Origin of the sequence: Marivivens sp. LCG002 (assembly GCF_030264275.1) — a bacterium.
Taxonomy (GTDB): Bacteria; Pseudomonadota; Alphaproteobacteria; order Rhodobacterales; family Rhodobacteraceae; genus Marivivens.
Window position 1 is genome coordinate 294556 of sequence record NZ_CP127165.1, and the last position, 20300, is coordinate 314855.

23 protein-coding genes and 1 tRNA gene are annotated in these 20300 nt (G+C 57.6%); 9 read left to right on the forward strand and 15 right to left on the reverse strand.

Annotated elements, in window-relative coordinates; all coding sequences use genetic code 11:
* Nucleotides 1-103 precede the first annotated feature (103 nt).
* The 3 genes from QQG91_RS01515 to QQG91_RS01525 are packed head-to-tail and all read left to right on the forward strand — an operon-like array spanning nucleotide 104 to nucleotide 1924.
* On the forward strand, nucleotides 104-979 hold the full coding sequence (locus QQG91_RS01515) for a L,D-transpeptidase (protein WP_285771222.1): 876 nt from the start codon (nucleotides 104-106) through the stop codon (nucleotides 977-979).
* A complete protein-coding gene (locus QQG91_RS01520) occupies nucleotides 979-1248 on the forward strand; it encodes a hypothetical protein (protein WP_285771223.1) in 270 nt (89 codons plus the stop codon). Before QQG91_RS01515 ends, QQG91_RS01520 begins: the two co-directional genes overlap by 1 nt.
* A gap of 7 nt (nucleotides 1249-1255) precedes the next feature.
* On the forward strand, nucleotides 1256-1924 hold the full coding sequence (locus QQG91_RS01525; protein ID WP_285771224.1) for a DUF1523 family protein: 669 nt from the start codon (nucleotides 1256-1258) through the stop codon (nucleotides 1922-1924).
* On the opposite strand, the gene QQG91_RS01530 is transcribed toward QQG91_RS01525, so the two are convergent.
* On the reverse strand, nucleotides 1925-2248 hold the full coding sequence (locus QQG91_RS01530) for a helix-turn-helix transcriptional regulator (RefSeq protein ID WP_285771225.1): 324 nt from the start codon (nucleotides 2246-2248) through the stop codon (nucleotides 1925-1927).
* Nucleotides 2158-2778, reverse strand: coding sequence for a cupin domain-containing protein (locus QQG91_RS01535; protein ID WP_285771226.1), 621 nt, complete (start codon nucleotides 2776-2778; stop codon nucleotides 2158-2160). The genes QQG91_RS01530 and QQG91_RS01535 overlap by 91 nt, the downstream gene beginning before the upstream one ends.
* A gap of 126 nt (nucleotides 2779-2904) precedes the next feature.
* On the opposite strand from QQG91_RS01535, the gene rpe reads away from it, so the two are divergent.
* Nucleotides 2905-3597 (forward strand): ribulose-phosphate 3-epimerase, encoded by a 693-nt coding sequence (gene rpe / locus QQG91_RS01540; RefSeq protein ID WP_285771227.1) that lies wholly within the window; start codon nucleotides 2905-2907, stop codon nucleotides 3595-3597.
* Here rpe and uvrB read toward each other — a convergent pair.
* The gene (gene uvrB / locus QQG91_RS01545; RefSeq protein WP_285771228.1) at nucleotides 3594-5780 is read right to left on the reverse strand and encodes an excinuclease ABC subunit UvrB; all 2187 of its coding nucleotides are present in this window, start codon (nucleotides 5778-5780) and stop codon (nucleotides 3594-3596) included. The two genes, rpe and uvrB, sit on opposite strands and share 4 nt — an antisense overlap.
* 135 nt (nucleotides 5781-5915) lie before the next feature.
* Here uvrB and QQG91_RS01550 point away from each other — a divergent pair, with 135 nt between their 5' ends.
* The 4 genes from QQG91_RS01550 (at nucleotide 5916) to QQG91_RS01565 (ending at nucleotide 7680) form a co-directional block, all read left to right on the forward strand.
* A complete protein-coding gene (locus tag QQG91_RS01550) occupies nucleotides 5916-6227 on the forward strand; it encodes an ETC complex I subunit (protein ID WP_285771229.1) in 312 nt (103 codons plus the stop codon).
* A 33-nt stretch (nucleotides 6228-6260) separates the two neighbouring features.
* Nucleotides 6261-6337 (forward strand) — tRNA-Arg (locus tag QQG91_RS01555).
* Between the two features lie 113 nt (nucleotides 6338-6450).
* Entirely contained in the window at nucleotides 6451-7212 is a 762-nt protein-coding gene (locus QQG91_RS01560; RefSeq protein WP_285771230.1) for a triose-phosphate isomerase, read from the forward strand.
* Nucleotides 7213-7224: 12 nt separating this feature from the next.
* Nucleotides 7225-7680 (forward strand): RpiB/LacA/LacB family sugar-phosphate isomerase, encoded by a 456-nt coding sequence (locus QQG91_RS01565; protein WP_285771231.1) that lies wholly within the window; start codon nucleotides 7225-7227, stop codon nucleotides 7678-7680.
* Between the two features lie 60 nt (nucleotides 7681-7740).
* Here QQG91_RS01565 and QQG91_RS01570 read toward each other — a convergent pair whose 3' ends face one another.
* The 8 genes from QQG91_RS01570 to QQG91_RS01605 form a co-directional block, all read right to left on the reverse strand.
* A complete protein-coding gene (locus QQG91_RS01570; protein WP_285771232.1) occupies nucleotides 7741-9369 on the reverse strand; it encodes an acyl-CoA synthetase in 1629 nt (542 codons plus the stop codon).
* Between the two features lie 149 nt (nucleotides 9370-9518).
* On the reverse strand, nucleotides 9519-10094 hold the full coding sequence (locus QQG91_RS01575) for a TetR/AcrR family transcriptional regulator (protein WP_285771233.1): 576 nt from the start codon (nucleotides 10092-10094) through the stop codon (nucleotides 9519-9521).
* Between the two features lie 82 nt (nucleotides 10095-10176).
* On the reverse strand, nucleotides 10177-11397 hold the full coding sequence (locus QQG91_RS01580; RefSeq protein WP_285771234.1) for a TCR/Tet family MFS transporter: 1221 nt from the start codon (nucleotides 11395-11397) through the stop codon (nucleotides 10177-10179).
* Between the two features lie 46 nt (nucleotides 11398-11443).
* A complete protein-coding gene (locus tag QQG91_RS01585) occupies nucleotides 11444-12778 on the reverse strand; it encodes a lyase family protein (protein ID WP_285771235.1) in 1335 nt (444 codons plus the stop codon).
* A gap of 3 nt (nucleotides 12779-12781) precedes the next feature.
* A complete protein-coding gene (locus tag QQG91_RS01590) occupies nucleotides 12782-13489 on the reverse strand; it encodes an alpha/beta fold hydrolase (protein WP_285771236.1) in 708 nt (235 codons plus the stop codon).
* Nucleotides 13482-14282, reverse strand: coding sequence for a 3-oxoadipate enol-lactonase (gene pcaD / locus QQG91_RS01595; protein WP_285771237.1), 801 nt, complete (start codon nucleotides 14280-14282; stop codon nucleotides 13482-13484). The genes QQG91_RS01590 and pcaD overlap by 8 nt, the downstream gene beginning before the upstream one ends.
* A 57-nt stretch (nucleotides 14283-14339) precedes the next feature.
* A complete protein-coding gene (locus QQG91_RS01600) occupies nucleotides 14340-15179 on the reverse strand; it encodes an alpha/beta fold hydrolase (protein ID WP_285771238.1) in 840 nt (279 codons plus the stop codon).
* Nucleotides 15179-15856, reverse strand: coding sequence for a haloacid dehalogenase type II (locus QQG91_RS01605; protein WP_285771239.1), 678 nt, complete (start codon nucleotides 15854-15856; stop codon nucleotides 15179-15181). Before QQG91_RS01605 ends, QQG91_RS01600 begins: the two co-directional genes overlap by 1 nt.
* 171 nt (nucleotides 15857-16027) lie before the next feature.
* Here QQG91_RS01605 and QQG91_RS01610 point away from each other — a divergent pair, with 171 nt between their 5' ends.
* Nucleotides 16028-16462 carry an FKBP-type peptidyl-prolyl cis-trans isomerase gene (locus tag QQG91_RS01610; RefSeq protein ID WP_285771240.1) on the forward strand — a complete coding sequence of 145 codons (435 nt, stop codon included), beginning with the start codon at nucleotides 16028-16030 and terminating at the stop codon, nucleotides 16460-16462.
* Here the strand turns inward: QQG91_RS01610 and QQG91_RS01615 are convergent.
* From QQG91_RS01615 to fabA, 4 genes are all read right to left on the reverse strand, one after another.
* On the reverse strand, nucleotides 16449-17240 hold the full coding sequence (locus tag QQG91_RS01615; RefSeq protein ID WP_285771241.1) for a metalloprotease: 792 nt from the start codon (nucleotides 17238-17240) through the stop codon (nucleotides 16449-16451). The two genes, QQG91_RS01610 and QQG91_RS01615, sit on opposite strands and share 14 nt — an antisense overlap.
* Complete coding sequence (locus tag QQG91_RS01620) at nucleotides 17240-18025, reverse strand: enoyl-ACP reductase FabI (protein WP_285771242.1); 786 nt, start codon at nucleotides 18023-18025, stop codon at nucleotides 17240-17242. The genes QQG91_RS01615 and QQG91_RS01620 overlap by 1 nt, the downstream gene beginning before the upstream one ends.
* A gap of 200 nt (nucleotides 18026-18225) precedes the next feature.
* The gene (fabB, locus tag QQG91_RS01625; RefSeq protein WP_285771243.1) at nucleotides 18226-19455 is read right to left on the reverse strand and encodes a beta-ketoacyl-ACP synthase I; all 1230 of its coding nucleotides are present in this window, start codon (nucleotides 19453-19455) and stop codon (nucleotides 18226-18228) included.
* 181 nt (nucleotides 19456-19636) lie between these two features.
* Nucleotides 19637-20146, reverse strand: coding sequence for a bifunctional 3-hydroxydecanoyl-ACP dehydratase/trans-2-decenoyl-ACP isomerase (gene fabA / locus QQG91_RS01630; protein ID WP_285771244.1), 510 nt, complete (start codon nucleotides 20144-20146; stop codon nucleotides 19637-19639).
* Nucleotides 20147-20300 lie beyond the last annotated feature (154 nt).

Here is a 20300-nt window from a genome sequence, read left to right on the forward strand (position 1 = left end):
AAACCACTCTGCCGTGCAACAAAACGTCTCGATCGTGCGCTAGTAATTTGCGCTTTCGCGCCAAAATGCTATCACGAGCCCAGAAGACTTTTGGATTGCTGCCATGACCTTGTTTGATTTGCCGCGCGCCTCGCTCGCGCTGCGTGCCTTTATTTCCGTTCTCTTGCTTTCAAGCCTTGCGGCCTGTGTTACCGAAGAGGCCGTAGAAGAAACCCAGCCCGTCGTCGAAACCTTTGTCGAAGGTTATGGTCCGATCATGGACAAGGGCTATGCACTTCCAGGTGTGCCGAGTGAATACCTCGAAGAGCCGAACCGCCGCACGATCGTTCTCTATTCGGGCGACGAGAAGCCGGGCACGATCGAGGTCGATCCCTACGCTAAATTCCTTTATTTCATCGAGGACGACGGCACCGCGATCCGTTACCCGATTGCTGTTGGTCGTCAGGGCCGATCCATGCGCGGGACAACCGTGATCCGTCGCAAAGAGGAATGGCCCGGTTGGATTCCGACCGAAAATATGCTTCGGACCGAACCCGAGGTCTACGGACCCTTCGCACGTGGCATTCCGGGGGGATTGCGTAGCCCGCTGGGCGCACGCGCTCTCTATCTCTATCGCGGAGGCAAGGACACGATGTACCGGATCCACGGGACCAATGATCTTGCATCGATCGGGAACTCGGGGTCTGCGGGCTGTATCCGCATGTTCAACCACGACATCATCCATCTGTTCGAAATGGTGCCCAACGGGACCAAGGTCGTTGTCCGCACCAAGGCCGATTCTATCCGTCTTGAAGGCGAGGATTACGCCTCGCGCGGGGAAGAGCTTGAAGCCACGCGCGTCGATCCCGACCTGATCTACAGCGAAGAGGCCGTCGCCGCCGATCGTCCGCTTGCGCAAATTCTGGCTGACGAATTGGTCAAGGAGCCCGAAGAGGACACCGAAGAGACAACCGAAGAGCCCCAGCGCGGAGATACATGATGTCATTCATCAGGCTGGTACTCTTCGGGTTCCTCGCTCTGAGTGTGATCTATGTTTCTCTTTCGGTCTACTTCCGCTCGGTCCGCAGGGAAAATCTTGAAGAGGACTGGGCGGAAAATCACCCTGACGGGGGTGATCCGTCCGAGCGGAGCGACTATATCGAACGCGGAATGGGCGAATATGCGGGCAGCATACGCAAGCGGCTCGTTCTGTTGGTTTATATCGTTCCTATCGCTGCAATCGCGGTGATCCAATATTTGACGAACTGAGGGCGCCATGCCGAGTATCAAGTCCATCATCCGCATCGTGCTCTTTGTGATTTTTGGAGCGTTTTTGCACTATACGCTCCCCCAGCATGATGTCGTGCGGATCAATTCCACCGAAATCATCCGTCAGGATCTTAGCGGTTGGAACAAGGTCTTTTACGCCAATGGCGATTCAGGCAATGCCGAACAGACCACGCGCGATCTTCGTCTGATCAACACCGTCCGCAAGAACACTCTTTTCTTTGGGTTCTACAAAACGGGCGGCGAAGAAACGATGGTGTATCGCAACGAGGATACGGGTTGGATCTGGCCGCCTTATTTCAAGTTCGACAGCTCGGATCTTCAGGCCGAGGCCTCTGACAACATTTCCCAAGCGACAAACCCGCGCTGGGTTGTGATCACCCATTACGGCTGGCGGAACCGCTATATTTCAATCTATCCCAACGCGATCAGCATCCGCCCTGTCGACAGCCCCGATGTGCGGATCATTCCATGGTTCAACATTTTCTTCTTCGTCTTCCTGCTGATCGCTTTTCTCATGGTCCGCGCGATGTGGCGCCAATTCGTCGAGCGCACCGTTGATCCCGCCCTTACCTCTGCGGGAAACCGCTGGGACGAGGTCGAGGCCGAGTATGCCGAGAAGAAGTCGCGGCTTCGCAGGTTTTTCAGCAAGAAATGATCAGCTTGGCTGAAGCACGTTCTTTTGCATTTTGAGCCGGAACTGGTGCGGGGTAATCCCGAAATGGCTCGAAAAGCATTTATGGAAATGGCTTAGGTTGGGAATCCCGCAATCTGCCGCGATTTCGGCAAGTTGATCGGTGGTCCCTGCCAAACGGCGGCCCGCGTATTCCATCCTGATTTTGTTGATATATTCAGAAGGGGTCTGACCCAGGATCGCCTTGGCTGTGCGGCTCACATGGGCATGTGCACGGCCCGTAACGGCGACAAATCCTGCTGCACCTTCGCGGAAAACTTCGGGATTATGCGCAGCGGCGCAGGCCATGACCAACCAGTCCGGCGCTTCCTCGCGCGTCTGCTGCGCTTCTGCGCTTCTGCGACGAGCTCTGCGCAAAGCGGAAGTAAAAAGGCTTCGGCCTCGAGCGCGGAGCGCGCAACACGTTCAAGTCGCAAGGCTTGTTTGTTGAGTGCGGCCAGTTCGCGGATGTCGCGATGCGCGACATGGGGCAACGGCGCGGTCGACCAGAAAAACCGTCCTGCAAGCGCGTCGTGACGCTCTCCGATGTTGCGGATCAGTTCGGCCGAAAACGTGACCGAGACCACAAAGGTATCCTCGGCGCGCGCATGAAGGGCATGGGGTTCCCCCGCACGCACAAAGACGACCTTGCCCTCGTCGAGATCGATTTTCTCGTTGCCAAGGGTCAGGCGCATTTCCCCGTTTTGGACCCAGATCAACTCGTAAAAATCTTGGGAATGAAGCGCTTTGGCGCGCCGTTGTTCAAGGGACGATCGCGCCATGTGATAGGCGGCGCCATCACGCAAAACATCACGAGAGAGGAGATCAATACACTTCATAGGCGAGTCATAGCATAGAGTTTGCAAATGCAACGTGACAATAGTGACGCAGGTTCAAGGTTCATAGTGACCTTGGACGATTTGGACTATAAAGGCGGCACAAACGCTCAAAAAGGAAGCTACGCGATGCAATTCGACCGCACCATCAAGATTGCCCCTTCGATCCTTTCTGCGGATTTTGCCAATTTCGGCGCCGAATGTCAGGCGATCGAGGCACAGGGCTGCGATTGGGTTCACGTCGACGTCATGGACGGGCATTTTGTGCCCAATATCACCTTTGGCCCCGCGACCTGTTCTGCGATCCGTCCCCACATCAAGGGCGTGATGGATGTGCACCTGATGATTGCGCCGGTTGATCCTTACATCGAAGCCTTTGCCGCGTCGGGCGCCGATTTTATTACCGCTCACGTCGAGGCAGGACCCCACATCCACCGCACGCTCCAGGCGATCCGCGGTGCAGGGGCCAAGGCTGGTGTCGCGCTCAATCCCGCAACCCGCGCCGAAGAGGTCGAATATCTTCTCGATATGGTCGACATGGTCTGTGTGATGACCGTGAACCCCGGCTTCGGCGGACAGAAATTCATCCATTCCCAGGTCGAAAAGGTGCGCAAACTCCGCGCTATGATCGGAGATCGTCCGATCCATATCGAGATCGATGGCGGCGTCGACCCGACCACGGCGCCCTTGGTTGCGGCAGCGGGCGCGGACGTTCTCGTGGCGGGGTCCGCTGTCTTCCGTGGCGGTTCCGTTTCGAACCCCGCGCCCTATGGCGAAAACATCCGCGCGATCCGCGAAGCGGCGAACAAAGCCTTGGCCTAGTGGCGCTTGCTGCGTTTGTTGCCACCGCGCTGACCTGCTCGGCCCGCAGTGGAACGACCGCTGGCTGATTTGGCCTCGTCGACTGCCTTTTCCACGGCATATTGCCGTGCAAGAGGATCGTCCGAGATAACGAGATCGACCGTCTCCAGGCGCTTGATCTCGTCCCGCAGGCGCGCAGCTTCTTCGAACTCGAGGTTCTCGGCTGCTTTGCGCATGTCATTGCGAAGACCATCGAGAACCGCTTCGAGATTGCCGCCATGGAGTGGTTTGTCCACTTTGGCGGTGACGCGGTTCATATCCACATCGCCTTTATAAAGACCGGCAAGGATATCCTCGACGTTCTTTTTCACGGTGGCGGGGGTGATCCCGTGTTCCTCGTTATAGGCCATCTGACGCGTGCGGCGGCGTTCGGTTTCTTTGAGCGCGCGCTCCATAGAACCCGTGATACGGTCGGCATACATGATCACGCGGCCTTCGGCGTTACGCGCGGCGCGGCCGATCGTCTGGACCAGTGATGTTTCCGAGCGAAGGAAGCCTTCTTTGTCGGCGTCGAGGATCGCAACCAATCCGCATTCGGGTATATCGAGACCCTCGCGCAAGAGGTTGATCCCGACGAGCACGTCAAAAGCACCGAGCCGCAAATCTCGCAGGATTTCGATCCGCTCGATGGTGTCGATGTCGGAGTGCATGTAGCGGACCTTGATCCCTTGTTCATACATATACTCGGTAAGGTCCTCCGCCATCCGCTTGGTCAGGGTCGTGACCAGAGTGCGGAAGCCCCGAGCCGAGACGCGTCTCACTTCGTCAAGGAGGTCATCCACCTGCATTTCCACGGGGCGAATTTCGACGACCGGATCGAGAAGCCCCGTCGGGCGGATGATCTGCTCGGTGAAAACGCCCCCTGTTTGCTCGAGCTCCCAAGCCGCAGGTGTGGCCGAAACGAAAACCGACTGCGGGCGCATAGCGTCCCATTCCTCGAACTTGAGAGGACGGTTGTCCATACAGGAGGGAAGGCGGAACCCGTGTTCGGCCAGCGTAAACTTGCGCCGATAGTCGCCCTTGTACATGGCACCGATCTGCGGCACCGACACGTGGCTTTCATCGGCAAAGACGATCGCATTATCGGGTATGAATTCAAAAAGCGTGGGCGGCGGTTCGCCGGGGGCACGCCCCGTGAGATAGCGTGAATAGTTCTCGATCCCGTTGCAAACGCCCGTGGCTTCGAGCATCTCGAGATCAAAGTTGGTGCGCTGTTCCAGACGCTGCGCTTCGAGAAGTTTGCCTTCGTCGACCAATTGCTTGAGCCGCACATGCAGCTCTTCTTTGATGCCTTTGATCGCCTGGTTCATCGTCGGGCGCGGCGTCACATAGTGACTGTTGGCGTAAATTCTTACCTTCTCGAAAGTATCGGTTTTCTGCCCTGTCAGCGGGTCGAATTCGATGATCCCTTCCAGCTCTTCTCCAAAAAAGGACAGCCGCCATGCGCGGTCCTCGAGGTGGGCAGGCCAGACCTCGAGACTATCCCCGCGCACGCGGAAACAACCGCGCTGGAAGGCTTGGTCGTTGCGGCGATATTGCTGGGCGACAAGGTCGGCGATCACCTGTCGCTGGTCATAAAGCTTGCCAGTGAACAAATCCTGGGTCATCGCCGAATAGGTTTCGACCGATCCGATACCATAGATACAAGATACCGAAGCGACGATGATCACATCGTCCCGTTCCAAGAGCGCCCGCGTCGCCGAGTGGCGCATACGGTCGATCTGTTCGTTGATCTGGCTTTCTTTCTCGATGTAGGTGTCCGAGCGCGGCACATAGGCTTCGGGCTGGTAATAGTCGTAGTAGGACACAAAATATTCGACGGCGTTTTCGGGAAAGAAACCCTTGAACTCGCCATAGAGCTGGGCCGCCAGGGTCTTGTTCGGAGCGAGGATAATGGCAGGGCGCTGTGTTTCTTCGATGACCTTTGCCATCGAAAAGGTTTTACCCGTTCCCGTTGCTCCAAGAAGCACTTGGTCCCGTTCGCCCGCAAGAATCCCCCCTGCGAGTTCTTTGATCGCGGTCGGCTGATCCCCCGCAGGTTGAAACTCGGTTCTCATGACAAAGCGCTTTCCCCCCTCCAACTTTTCCCGACGGTGGGGTGTGGAGTGAAGCATCGGCATCTGTTCGGGTGAATTGTTGTGCATGAGCGATTCCTTGGGTTGGGTTTCATTCTGTGCTCTTTTTGTTCGCATTCAAGGGCAGAAGCTGACATTGCCCTTCAAGGCTTGCACGTTGGGCAAGTTTTCGGGATAAGGAGCCGTCATTACTGGAGGCATCCCATGCGTGCACGAATCTATCGCCCTGCAAAAACTGCTATGTCGTCCGGCACCGCCAAGACCAAGGCTTGGGTGCTTGAATTTGCGCCTGCGAGCGCGCGCGAAGTTGACCCGCTGATGGGATGGACATCGAGCGACGACACCCAGAGCCAGGTCAAGCTCAAGTTCGAGACCAAAGAAGCTGCGATCGAATATGCGAGCGAGAACGGCATCGAATTCGTGGTTCAAGAGCCGCACAGCCGCAAGCCGAACCTTCGCGCTGGTGGCTATGGTGAAAACTTTGCCACCAACCGTCGTGGCGCCTGGACACATTGATTTTCAAAAGGCGACTTCGGTTGCCTTTCTTGCGATCCCATAGCTCAACTGGATAGAGCAGCTGACTTCTAATCAGCAGGTTGAGGGTTCGAGTCCTTCTGGGATCGCCAAATCTCCCCAATTGTTAAGTTTCTTTAAAGCTTTCCCGCAGGAGAGCTAAGCTTGTCTTAGTGGTCGCGACAGGGTTCTTTTGACGTGAATTTACACGTTTGGAACTTGATGAATGTCGCAAGTCTGGATCGGCACCAGCTGGAAAATGAACAAGACCCTTGCCGAGGCAAAGGTCTTTGCTGAAGGGCTCCTGTCTACGGATGCGTCCGCAGACACGCGTATCCAGCGGTTTGTCATCCCGCCTTTTACTTTGGTGCGCGAGGTCAAAACGATGCTCGCCGATACCACCGTCAAGGTCGGTGCGCAGAATATGCATTGGGCCGATCAAGGCGCTTGGACAGGGGAAGTGTCACCCTTGATGCTCAAGGATTGTCAGCTCGATATTGTCGAGATCGGGCACTCGGAGCGACGAGAATTTTTCGGCGAGACGGATGAGACGGTTGGCCTCAAGGTCGAAGCGGCGGTGCGGCACGGGCTTATTCCGTTGATCTGTATCGGGGAGACACTCGAAGAGCGCGAGGGCGGTCGTGCAACTGATGTCTTGGCCGCTCAGGTGCGCGCCGCACTGGGCAGGCTTTCGCAGGATCAAAAAACCGCCCAGATCCTTTTGGCCTATGAACCCGTTTGGGCCATAGGCGCAAACGGCATTCCCGCCAGCAGTGACTATGCCGACGATCGTCAGGCCGAGATCATCGCCGTCGCACAAGAGGTTCTCGGGCGCCGTGTCCCTTGTCTCTATGGGGGGTCGGTGAACCCGCAAAACTGCGAAGAGCTTATCGGATGCCCCCATATCGACGGGTTGTTTATCGGGCGGTCCGCTTGGGACGTCAGGGGCTATCTCGACATTTTGGCCAAATGCGCGGCCGTTATCTAAAGGAAATCGGGAATGAGAATTGCGGTTGCGGGAGACAGTGCGGGTGGCGGACTTGCCAAGGTTTTGGCGGACCACCTTGCGTCCCGATTTGATGTAACGTTTTTCACAATGGCGGATTTGGGCGCAGAGTTTTACGCGAACCTGTCCGAGAACGTGGCATCTGCGGTTGTCGATGGCAAATTCGACAAAGCCATCCTGGTTTGTGGCACAGGTATCGGTGTCTGTATCGCAGCGAACAAGGTGCCCGGCATACGTGCGGCTCAGACCCACGACACCTACTCGGCAGGCAAGGCTGCGACCTCCAACAATGCCCAAATCATCACGATGGGTGCGCGTGTGATCGGCGCAGAATTGGCCAAGGAAATCGTGGATACGTTCCTGTCCAAATCGTTCGACGAAGCAGGCTCGAGCGCCAGCAATGTCAAAGCGATCAATGACATGGATGCGAAATTCAACGCCCGTAGCTGACCGGCGGGACCACACAGCAAAAGCCACCGCGAGCGCTCTGCCTGCGGTGGCTTTTCCTTGTTACCCTTCGGTCTTGGCACGATCCCGAAGCACAAATTTCTGGATCTTGCCTGTCGAGGTCTTGGGCAAGGGTCCGAAGATCACGGTCTTGGGCACCTTGAAACGCGCCATATTCTGGCGGCAGTATTCGATGATGTCTTCGGCCGTTGCCTCGGAGTTCGGTTTGAGATCGACAAAGGCGCAAGGGGTCTCGCCCCATTTTTCGTCGGGCTTTGCAACAACTGCGGCTTCCATCACGGCGGGGTGTTTATAGAGCACATCCTCGACCTCGATCGACGAGATGTTTTCGCCGCCTGAAATGATGATGTCCTTCGAGCGGTCCTTGAGCTCGATATAGCCGTCGGGGTGCATGACGCCCAAGTCACCCGAGGCGAACCAGCCGCCGTTGAACGATTTCTGGGTGGCAGAAGGATTCTTGAGATAGCCTTTCATCACGTTGTTGCCGCGCATGAAAATCTCGCCCATGGTTTTGCCGTCCGAAGGGACAGGTTCGAGCGTTTCGGGGTCCGCAACCATTAGACCGTCAAGCGCCACGTTTTTGACCCCTTGGCGCGCCTTGAGCGTCGCCTTGCGATCGGCGCTTTCGCCGTTCCAGACGTCTTTCCATGCACAAACCACAGAAGGACCATAAGTTTCCGTAAGGCCATAGACGTGGGTGACTTCGACCCCCATGGCTTCCATCTTTGCGATCACCGCAGCAGGCGGGGAGGCGCCCGCCGTCATGACCTTCACTTCGTGACTGAAGTCCTTGAGTTCGTCGGGCGAGTTGGCAAGCATATTGAGCACGATCGGCGCGCCGCAGAAATGGGTTACCTTTTCATCGCGGATCAGTTGGAAGATCGGCTCTGCACGCACCGCCCTCAGACAGACGCAGACGCCCGCATTTGCGGCAATGGTCCAAGGAAAACACCAGCCGTTGCAATGGAACATGGGCAAGGTCCAGAGATAGCGAGAATGCTGCGCCATGCCCCATGTCGTGATGTTCGAGAGCGCATTCAGCGCGGCGCCACGGTGGTGGTAAACCACCCCCTTGGGGTTGCCCGTGGTCCCCGAGGTATAGTTGAGGCTGATGGCGTCCCATTCGCTGGCAGGCGGGGTCCAAACAAAGTCGGCATCGCCTTCGGCGAGCAGATCGGCATAGGTCTTTGACCCGACGCGTTTCCCGCCGTCGAACGTGCTGTCTTCGATGTCGATCACAAGCACATCTTCCAGCCCGCTCATGTGGAGCGCGCGTTCCGCAACTTCGGAAAATTCGGGATCGACGAGCAAGACCTTTGCTTCCGCATGGGCGAGGATAAATGCAATCGCTTCGGCGTCGAGACGGGTGTTGATCGTGTTGAGAACCGCCCCCGCCATGGGGACTGCGAAATGCGCTTCGAACATCTCGGGAAGGTTTGCCGAAATGACCGAAACGGTGTCGTTCTTGGTGATCCCGCGCTTGGACAGGGCAGAAGCGAATTTGCAAATCCGCGCATAGGTCTCGCCCCAAGTCCGGCGCACGTCGCCGTAAACCACGGCCGTATATTCGGGGTAAATCGCGGCTGTCCGCTCGACAAAACTCAGCGGTGTCAGCGCCGCATAATTCGCCGCGTTCATATCGAGCGCGGTGTCATAGATGCTCGGGTTCATCCTCGTCTCCCTATTTGCACACATCGACCCCAAGGAAAGGCCAAAGGCGAAGTCTCCCTGTCGGGCGCCCAGCCTAGGGCCCCGATCTCCAGATAAGACGGTAGGGAAATATTATTGCGCCTGCAATGCGGTCAGTTGGTCGCGGTGCGCTATTTGCTGGCCAGTTGCTTGACGGTGAGGACGAGCAAGCGGTCCACCTGTCCGGGGGGCATACCCGATAGGGCTTCGTCATAGTTCAAGAGCACGATTCCATGGATCGCCGCAAAGGTCGCGCGCGCCAGTTGGGACCGTTTCTGGGCATCCATATTCGGCTGGATACGTTCGAGGGTCGTCTCGAAATGTGTCTGGAGTTGGTCGAAGATCGCCTGATACCAATCCTTGTAGGCCGGATCGGGTGTGGTGAAGAGAACGCGCCAAAGGCTTCTATTGCTCTGGACAAACCGATGATAGGCCTTGGCCATATTGGTGAGCTCTTCAAGAGCATCCACATCGTTGCATTCGGCAATCGTGCTGATGAGTTTGACGAAAGTCCGCTCGTTCACGGCGTGAACAAGTTCACCCATATCCTTGACCGAGTTATAGATCGCGCCGACCGCGCAGCCTGCATCCTTGGCCAGTTCTCTTGCGCGCAGCGCCTCGGGGCCGCCCAAAACGATACGGGCTTCGGCAATAAGAATAAGCTTGTCTCGAAGAGCCATGCGGCGGGTATGGGTCGGTGTCGGCAACTCAGGTTCCTTGGTCTGAACTCGGTTCAATGTACTGCCAGGTATTTTCCCGTAAAGCGGTCAGGGGCAAACTTTTGCCGGATCAGCGATTTTCTGCCTCGAGTTTCTCGTAGGGGTGGCGGAGAAACAAGAGCGCACAGATCAGGACCAATGCAGCAGAAAGGATAAACGGTGCGCCGGGCAAGTACATTGGTGTCAAGTCTGATGTGAAATACCAGAAGATTTGGGTCAGGATGAATGGGGCAATAATCATGCCAACTGCGTTGATCGAGGCCAGAGTCCCCTGAAGCTCGCCTTGCTGATCGTCGCGCGCAGTGCGGGACATGATCGCTTGGAGTGCGGGGCCGACCACGGAGCCGAGCGCGGTGATCGGGATCATGATCAGCGCAAGGGTTCCGCTTTCCACAAACCCGAGCGCCGCAAAGACAACAGCATCAAGAAGCAAACCGCCGATGACAGCATTCCTTTCCCCCATCAATCTGAGAATGGGCCGCATGAGGACGGCTTGAACGATCGCCATCGACACACCGAAACTGGCAAGCGAAACGCCGATCATCGCGGGGGACCAGCCGAATTGCAGCGCTGCAAAATAGGCCCAGATCGCAGGATAGACGAAAAAGGCGATACCGTAGACGAATGAAATCGAAAGAAGAAGTTTGAGGCCGGGCAAATGTCCGACCGACATCAAGGCGCCGATCGGATTGGCGCGTTTGAACGAGAAGGGACGCCGAATGCGGTCTGTCACGGTTTCAGGTAGCGCAAAGTAGCCCAAGCCGAAATTGAGGATGGCCAGAAGTGCGGCGGCGTAAAACGGCGCTCTTGTCCCCCATTGTCCAAGCAATCCGCCGAGCAGTGGTCCGAGAACAAATCCCATCCCGAAGGCTGCGCCGATAAGCCCGAAATTCGCTGCCTTGTCCTCGGGTTTCGAGATGTCGGCCATATAGGCTGTCGCGGTGGCATGTGTGGCCGCGGTGATGCCGCCGATCATGCGGCCCAAAAGTAGGAGCCAGATGGTCCAAGCCTGTGCCATCACGAGATAATCGATTGCCATCGCCCCAAGCGCCAAGAGCAGGACAGGGCGCCGTCCGAAGCGGTCCGAGATAGAACCGAGCAGAGGGCCGAAAAGGAACTGCATCGCGGCAAAGACCGTGGCCAAAACACCGCCCCAAATCGCGGCGTTGCTGATGTCGCCGCCATGTACCTCGCGGATCAGGTCAGGCATCACAGGGAAGATCAGCCCCACACCCATCGAGTCGAGCAACATCGTGATCAGAATAAAGGTAACAGGCAGGCGCTTGTTCATATGAAGTCCTAGTTTGCCGCGAAGGGCGAAGGGTTGACCAAGAGGTCTAGTGCGTAAGTGCTTTTGCACGCTCTGCGAATTGACGCGCTTCCATCGGGGCAAGCCCAAGCTGGCTTTCGGGAGCGAAAACCCCGACAAGGTCCGCCTGGGGCCACATACGAGGCGCGAGATCGGCAAGGGAACCTTCCCCCGCGATCACCTCTTTGCACAGCGCTTTGACGGCGGCTTGTGCCTCGGGGCGCGGCATCGTTTTGGCCAAACGGAAAGACAGCGCTTCGGCATAGATAAGGCCGGTTCCATCGTCGATATGCGCCGCAAGCGTTTCGACGCGTGGCGTCATGCCTTCGGCAAGGTCACCCGCAATGGCGAGAGCACGGCCAAAGGCCATACACATTTGCGGCAGTGTCATCCATTCTGAAATCCAGGCCGCGCCGTCGCGTTGCTGTCGGTGGATCGCTGCGCCTTGAACCACAGAGTTGAGCCCGACCATCGTGCGCGCGATCGCCACGAGCACGGACGGCATGACGGGATTTTGCTTCTGCGGCATGGTTGAAGAGCCACCCGCCGAAGGAAGGATCACCTCGGAAATGCCCGATTGGGTCATCAAGGTGAGATCCTCGCCCATTTTGGCGGTTTGTGCGGTGACTTGTGTCATCCAAGCAGCAAGGGCGGCGACACCATCGCGCATCGCGTGCCAGCTTTCGCCCGTATCGGCAAGGCCGAGTCCTTTGGCCAGCGCTGAGCGGGTTGCCGCGCCTTTGTCCTCGAGAGCGGACAGCGTGCCTGCGGCACCGCCGAGGCTCACCTTGAGAACGCGCGAGCGAAGTGCAGGAAGCTCTTCGAGCAGGTTGGCGAGGGGGACACCCCAACTTGCGGCCATGGCGCCGAACGAGGTCGGCGTCGCCACTTGGCCATAGGTGCGCCCCGCCATCGGGGTTTCGGCATGTTGGTCCGCCAATGTGCCCAACGCTTTTATGATTTTCTTGAGTCGCTCCTCGGCTAGGACCAGCATTTGGCGCAGCCGAAGTGCTTGGCCAGTGTCGATAATGTCCTGTGACGTGGCACCATAGTGAAGCCATTGGGCATGTTCGGGCGCTTGCATCAGCGAGCGGAAGGCCGAAACGAGAGCGGGGATCACGACCGCGTTGTTCCCCGTTTCGGGCGAAAGCCCCGCCGGGTCGATCTGAAGCTCGAGCGAGGCGCGGTGGATCGCCTTTGCGCTTTCCTCGGGGATAAGGCCGACTTCGCCTTGCGCCTTGGCGAGCGCTCCCTCGACGATCATCAGGGCCCGCACTTCGGCGCTATCCGTGAAAAGGGCACCGAACTCTCTGTCGAGCATGAGGTCGCGGTAAATCGCACTGTCAAAGAGTGAAGCAGCCATTCCCTAGCCTTTCGTAAAGCTGTGAATATGAGCCGCGACCCCTTTGGGATCGGAGAAGAACGGCGAATGGGAGGTCGCCATATCGACCACGGTCCCGTCGGGCCAGCCTTCTGTCATCGTGAATTGAAACTCGGTCGGGATCGCCCCGTCGTACAAACAGCGGATATAATTGCGTGCGATGCTCGGACTGTTCCGAAGTTCCAGAGCGGTTTCTTGCGGAAGGATCGCTTGCGGGCAGAGGTTGGAGATTGCCCAAGCCGCCGTTTCAGGGGCGACGTCGTGATAGAATTTTTCCACCGCCATCTCGGGGTTGACCGTAAAGCTGATACGGGCTTCGTCCACAACGACCGCTTCGAGGAGCGGTTGTCGCGGCGCGGCGCGGCGCATGTCGGCAAGGCCCATTCCCTCGCGAGGGACATAGGCGCAAAGATAGATCAGCCGCTCAACCTTTTCGGGGGCAAGCTCGGCGGCTGCAGTGATCGGATAGCCGCCCATCGAATGCCCCACCAGCACTGCCTTGCCCTTGATCGCTTTGACGATCGCTTCGGCATAGAGATCCAGCGTTACGGTCTCGACCGGAGTCGTGTCATCGCCGTGCGAGGGTAGGTCGATGGCGGTGACATCGTGTCCGAGCGCCTCGAGCTCGGGGATCACATCGCGCCAGCACCACGCTCCGTGGCAGGACCCGTGAACAAGAATGATCTCAGACATGGCCCGTTGCCTTCATGAATTCGATCAGAAGATCGGCGTATTCCTGCGGTTTCTCGACGCAAGGGAGATGCCCCGCTTTGCGGATGATTTTGAACTGGGACCCGGGAATGAGTTCGACTGTCTCGCGCACGAGATCGGGCGGAGTCGATCCGTCTTCCGATCCTGCAATCCCGAGGGTGGGGAGCCGAAGTCCGGACGTGGGCGTATAGAAATCCGTTCCTGAAATTGCAGCGCAGCAGCCTGTGTAGCCTTCTACGGGGGTGTCGACCAGAAGCTGACGCCAGGGTTTGACCGCTTCGCTCTTGGCAAAGTCCTTTGCGAACCAGCGCTCCATGACATTATCGGCAATCGATTCAATACCCTTGGTGCGAACGGCGTCGATACGGTCCTGCCAAAGTTTGGGGCTTCCGATCTTTGCGGCGGTGTTCGAAATGACAAGCGATCTGATGATGTCGAGCCGCTTGACCGCAAGGCCCTGCGCGATCATGCCGCCGATCGAAAGTCCGACGAAAAGCGCATCGCGGACGTTGAGCGCGTCGCAAATCGCTTCGGCATCGCTGACGAGCATTCCCATCGTATAAGGGGCGGGCGGGCAGTCCGATTTGCCGTGGCCGCGCTTGTCCATCCGCACAATTCGCAATCCCTCTGGCAGCAGGGGAAGTATCGCATCCCAAAGCCGCATGTCCGTCCCGAGCGAGTTTGCAAAAACGATGGTCGGTGCCGAAGCGTCGAGGTTTCCGTCCTCTCGTGCATAAAGAGTGACGTCACCTCTTTTTATATGGTGTTCGCGCATGTCCGGTCCTTTGCTCAACTTGGGCGGAACATGGGCCGCGCCCTTGTCGAGGTCAAGTCAGGAAGCACGACTGGTTCTATGTAACGCTTCGATCCAGTCATCGATCACTTCAAGCGATTGGGGTTCGTCGAGGAACGGCACATGGCCACGTCCTTCGACCTCTCCATAGATCAGATCAGGGCGACGGGCCTTCATCTCTTCGGCCGTTTCTCTCGAGAGGATATCCGAGGTTTCTCCGCGCAAAAGTGCCGTTGGAAGTCCGTCCAGAGCGTCGAAAAGCGGCCAAGCGGTCGGCACCTCGCCGTCGAAGTCCTGACTAAAGCTCTCGCCAAGTCGCGGATCATACCGAGCGACGAGCCCGTTCGGTGTCTCGCGGTAATGCTGCTCGACTTCAGCGCGCCAGCGCGACATCGGAACGTTTCGAAACCCCTTCCAGAGTTTTGCACGCGCTTCCGCAGCTTCGTCATAGGTTTGCTGTGCGGGATTTTTGCCGACATAGCTGCTGATGATCCGAAGGCCGCTCGCCTCGATCTTGGGGCCTATATCGTTGAGCAACGCGCCCGACAGGCGGTCTTTGTGGGCAAAAGCCATATACATGGCGATCAGACCGCCACGCGATGTTCCCAAAACGGCGGTTTTTTCAAGCCCGAGGTGGTCCAAAAGGTCGAGGACGTCAGTGGCTTCCTGCACCACGGTATAGGTCTCGGGGGGTGCCCATTCCGAGAGCCCGCGCCCTCTGAGGTCGATCCGTATCAGTCGAATTCCTTCGAGATGCGGGGCGACATGATTGAAGTCGGTCGAGTTTCGCGTCAGTCCCGGAATAGCCAGAACCGGCAGCCCTTGGCCCGTTTCGGTGTAATGGAGACAAACGCCGTCGCGTGTCTGGAAGGTGGCCATCAGATAAGCTCCGCTAAGGTCGTCAGATCGGAAAGGACGTGGTGCGGATTTGCAAAGAGCCGATCGATCGGTTCGCCGACACGGTTGACCCAAACGGTCTTGAAACCATAAGCCGAGGCCCCCGCAATGTCCCATCCATTCGACGAGACAAAAAGCACCTCGTTTGCGGCGCATCCCAGTGTCTCGGGGACAAGGTCATAAACCTTGGCCGACGGTTTGAAGATCCCGACGGACTCCACCGAGATCACCGAGTCAAGAAGGCCTTGGATCCCTGCGAACTCGACCACACCTTCAAGCATGTCGGGCGACCCGTTCGACAAGATCGCACAGGTCATTCCACGATCTTTGAGATCGCTCAGCATTTGCGGAACTTCGGGAAAGGCTTCGAGCTCCCAATAGAGAGCCAAAAGTGTTTCGCGCAAAATAGGATCCTCAATGCCTTGGGCCTCCATTGCCCAGTCAAGACCGTCTTTGGTCACTTGCCAGAAATCGGTGTGATGTCCCGTGATCGCGCGAAGCCACGTGTATTGGAGCTGCTTCATACGCCAGTCGGCGGCAAGACGCGGCCAAACATGGGTAAGCGCATTTTGCTCGGGGCGCTCTGCTGCACGGCGCGCCGCCGAGTTCACGTCGAAAATCGTGCCGTATGCGTCAAAGACGCATGTCGTGATGCTCATATTGTCCTCCCGTTTCGAAAACAGACTGACCCCGCCTTGGGGATGAAACAAGGTTTTCCTGTCGCCGGTTTGCAATAAGCGCGAATAATGCCTAATTAGAGGGCATCGCTTCGAGCACCCGCAAAGACGCGGCCTCGTTTATTCATTCCCCCAAAAATTCGGAGAGACCTTATGACCCAAGTCAAAGCGGGCGATACAGTACGCATTCATTACACAGGAACTCTTGTGTCGGGCGAAACATTCGACAGCTCGGAAGGTCGCGAGCCTCTCGAATTCGTCGTCGGCTCCGGGCAGATTATTCCCGGTCTCGATAAAGCCATTCCGGGTATGGCTGTCGGCGACAAAAAGGTTGTCGAGGTGCCTTGCCTTGAAGCATACGGCGAGAGCCGCGAAGAGGCCCGTCAGGCGATTCCGCGCGCGGAAATCCCCGCCCATATTCCGGTCGAGCCCGGGACACAGCTTCAGATGCAATCGCCTGATGGCCAAATTGTGCCCGTCGTGGTCGTGTCTTCGAATGATGTCGAAGTCGTGCTGGATGCCAATCACCCGCTGGCAGGCAAAGACCTGACCTTTGCAATCGAACTGGTCGAGATCAAAGCAGCCTGATCGAGCTGCCCCATGCCGTGATGATCGGCAAAGCGCCGAGAATAAACGCAGCAAGGGTAAAGATATGGGCGGCAAGCGCGAGCAGCGCTGTCGCCTTTTTCATGGGCTGGGGCTTGCGGCGGCGCTGGGCTTCGGCGCGGATCGACTGGAACCCCATAAGTGCGATCAAACCGATGATCAGCGATTTCATCACCACAGCCAAAAGCACGAGCAAAGCAACCATTCCGCCGGCTACAAAAAGCTCGGCTGCAGGCCAGAGGCTCGATGTGGCGAGACGGATCATGCGCCCCCCATCCAAAGGATAAAGCGGAAGCAGGTTAAAAGCATTGAGCGCTGCGACCGTCATTCCAAAGGCGCTGAGCATGACGGCGACGACGGGGGCGACATCCGACAACACATAAGAGAGGGCAAAAGCGAGGACCATCGGAGCCAAACCGATTGCGGGCCCCATCAGAGTAATGAAGAAGTCATCCGTTTGGGTCTTTGGAGCGCGGTTCGAGATTGCCACACCGCCCAAGAGCGGGATCAACCTGAAGCGGGCATCGTCGTGGCCGCAAACCCGATAGGCCATGACATGGCCCAGTTCGTGGATGATCACGGCGATGATGATCAGAACGCCGAATACCGGCCCAAAGACCAGCACAGCCGCCACGATCGAAATAACGGCAAGAAAAAGGACCTTGCTGTCGAGTTTGGGCAGCTGGGCCAAAGCCCAACCGCCACGAAGTGCTTTGGCTGTTGCGATGCAAAGAGCGGCCGCGACCACAAGCTCGAGCATCAGAGATTTTCGTGCTGCGGCATGCCGAGAACGTGGAAACCGCCATCCACGCGAATGATTTCTCCGCTTGTATAGGCCCCTGCATCGGAAACCAGATAGACGGCTGTGCCGCCCACGGCTTCGAGCGTTGCATTCGAGCGGAGCGGTGCGTTTTCCTCGGTGTGGCGATAAGTGGCGCGAGCCCCGCCGATGGCGGCCCCTGCGAGCGTTTTCATCGGGCCGGGGGAAATGGCGTTCACGCGGATTTTCTGGGGACCAAGGTCATTGGCCAGATAGCGCACCGAAGACTCGAGAGCGGCCTTGGCCACGCCCATCACATTGTAATTGGGAGTAACGCGGTTCGAGCCACCATAGGTCAGCGTGATCAGGGTGCCGCCCTCGGGCATCAGGTCGGTCGCGCGTTTTGCAACGTCGATGAACGAAAAACAGCTGATCTCGAGCGAATGCGAGAAATTCGCACGGCTTGTGTTGATGAAACGACCCGTCAGCTCGTTTTTGTCCGAATAGGCGATCGCGTGCACGATAAAGTCGACAGTGCCCCATTTTGCTTTGAGCGTGTCGAACGCAAGATCCATGCTCTCGGCGTTGGTGACATCGACGTCGATCATCGTGTCGCTTCCGACCGAAGTGGCAAGCGGTTCGAGACGTTTACCGAAGGCTTCGCCTTGATAGGTGAAGGCAAGTTCGGCCCCTGCTTCGGCACAGGCCTTGGCGATGCCCCAAGCGATCGAGCGTTCATTTGCGACGCCCATGATCAGGCCGCGCTTCCCATTCAGTTGGATCATAACATTTCCTCAAATTTTCTTGAGATGTGACGCGTTTGGAACGCAGCGTCAAGTTACCCTAGGGTTTCGGGCCGTGAAGCGTAAACTTCGAGCATCTCGACCCAAGGTTTTGTCGCACCATTGCGAACGTATGGAAACGGCATCAAAAAGGCCGCGCTCCGAAAAGAGGCGCGGCCGTTTATCGGTTTGTTCTATGTCGTTCAGTCGCGATATTTCGACAGGATCATCGATCCGTTGGTGCCGCCAAAGCCGAAGCTGTTGGTCATGACGCTATCAAGACCTGCGTTCTCGACCAGCGACGTTGCGATTTCCGACGGGTCGATTGCCGGATCAAGCGTTTCAACGTTGATCGACGGGGCGATGAAATCACCCTGCAACATCAAAAGACAATAAACTGCTTCCGATGCACCCGTTGCGCCTTGGCTGTGGCCCGTCATCGACTTGGTCGAAGAGATCGGCGGAGTGCTGCCCTGACCGAAGACGCGGCGCACGGCCTCGACTTCGCCGACGTCACCGACGGGCGTCGATGTGCCGTGTGCGTTGATATAGCTGACTTTGCGGCCTTCGGGCAGCGATTGCAGGGCAAGTCGCATCGCGCGTTCGCCGCCTTCACCCGAGGGGGCAACCATGTCGTGCCCGTCCGAGGTTGCCGCATAGCCCGTGACTTCGGCATAGATTTTCGCGCCACGCGCTTTGGCGTGTTCCAGTTCCTCGAGCACGACAATCGCGCCGCCGCCCGCAATCACAAAGCCATCGCGGTTGGCATCGAAGGCGCGTGACGCTTTGGTCGGCTGGTCGTTGTATTTGGAGGACATCGCGCCCATGGCGTCGAACAGACACGAGAGGGTCCAGTCGAGCTCTTCGGCGCCGCCTGCGAACATGACGTCCTGCTTGCCCATCATGATCTGTTCAGCGGCGTTGCCGATACAGTGCAGCGAGGTCGAACACGCCGAGGTGATCGAATAGTTGATCCCCTTGATCTTGAACTGGGTCGAAAGGTTCGCCGAAATGGTCGACGACATGCACTTGGGCACGGCAAAGGGCCCGATCCGCTTGGGCGAACCAGAGTTGTCGACAACTTGATGAGCGGCATACATGGCGCTGGTCGAAGGACCGCCCGAACCCGCAACAAGACCTGTGCGAACGTTCGAAACCTGATCCTCGGTCAGGCCCGAGTCCGCGATCGCCTGCTGCATTGAGATATAGGCATAGGCAGCACCGGGTCCCATGAAACGCAGTGCGCGTTTGTCCACATGCTCGGTTACGTCGATCTTGACGGTCCCTGCGATCTGGCTCCGAAACCCGCGTTCTGCCATATCAGGGCTTGCTTCGATGCCGGATTTTCCGGCGCGAAGGGATGCCTCAACCTCTTGGGCGTTATTGCCAATCGGGGAAACGATCCCCAGACCCGTGACGACGACGCGGCGCATTAAAAGCCTCCTTGAATAACTTGGCTTCGTGTGTAGGCCATAGAGGGTCGAAGGTGCAACAGATGAAAGCGCAGATTACGCCCGTGCGACTCTGCGTCCAGCGGGTTCAAACCGTTTTCCAGCAAAGAAAAACCCCCGAACGAGCATTCGGGGGCGTGTTTGTTTCGACGAATAGGCTGGTTTAGGAGGTCGATAGAGCGACTTTCATATCCTTGACCTGATAAATGACTTCGCCGTCGGCCTCGACGATCCCGTCGGCCACACCCATCGTAAGACGGCGGGTCTGGACAGCTTTGGTGAAGTCGACCTTATAGGTGAGCATCTTGCGGTCGGGGCGCACCATGCCCGTCAGTTTTACTTCGCCGACCCCGAGCGCATATCCGCGACCTTCCCAGCCGCGCCAGCCAAGGTTGAAGCCGGTCAGCTGCCACAGGCCGTCGAGACCGAGGCATCCGGGCATGATCGGGTTGTTCGGGAAATGGCACTCGAAGAACCAAAGGTCGGGATTGATGTCGAATTCCGCAACCACATGGCCCTTGCCGTGAAGACCGCCGTCCTCGGAAATTTCTGTGATGCGATCCATCATGAGCATCGGCGGCGCGGGCAGCTGCGCATTTCCCGGACCGAAAAGCTCGCCGCGGGCGCATTTCAGAAGATCTTCTTTGCTAAAGCTGCTCGGATATTGGGCCATACGGTCGTGTCCATTCTTGAGTGTTCCTGTTGCATCCCCTTTATCACTCTGCGTCAATGCGGGGCAAGTCTGGCGCGTGCGACAGGCAAAATGGTGATTTTCAATTGAAACCGGTGGGCATTCGACCATATGCTAGACAGTCAAGGAGACTGAT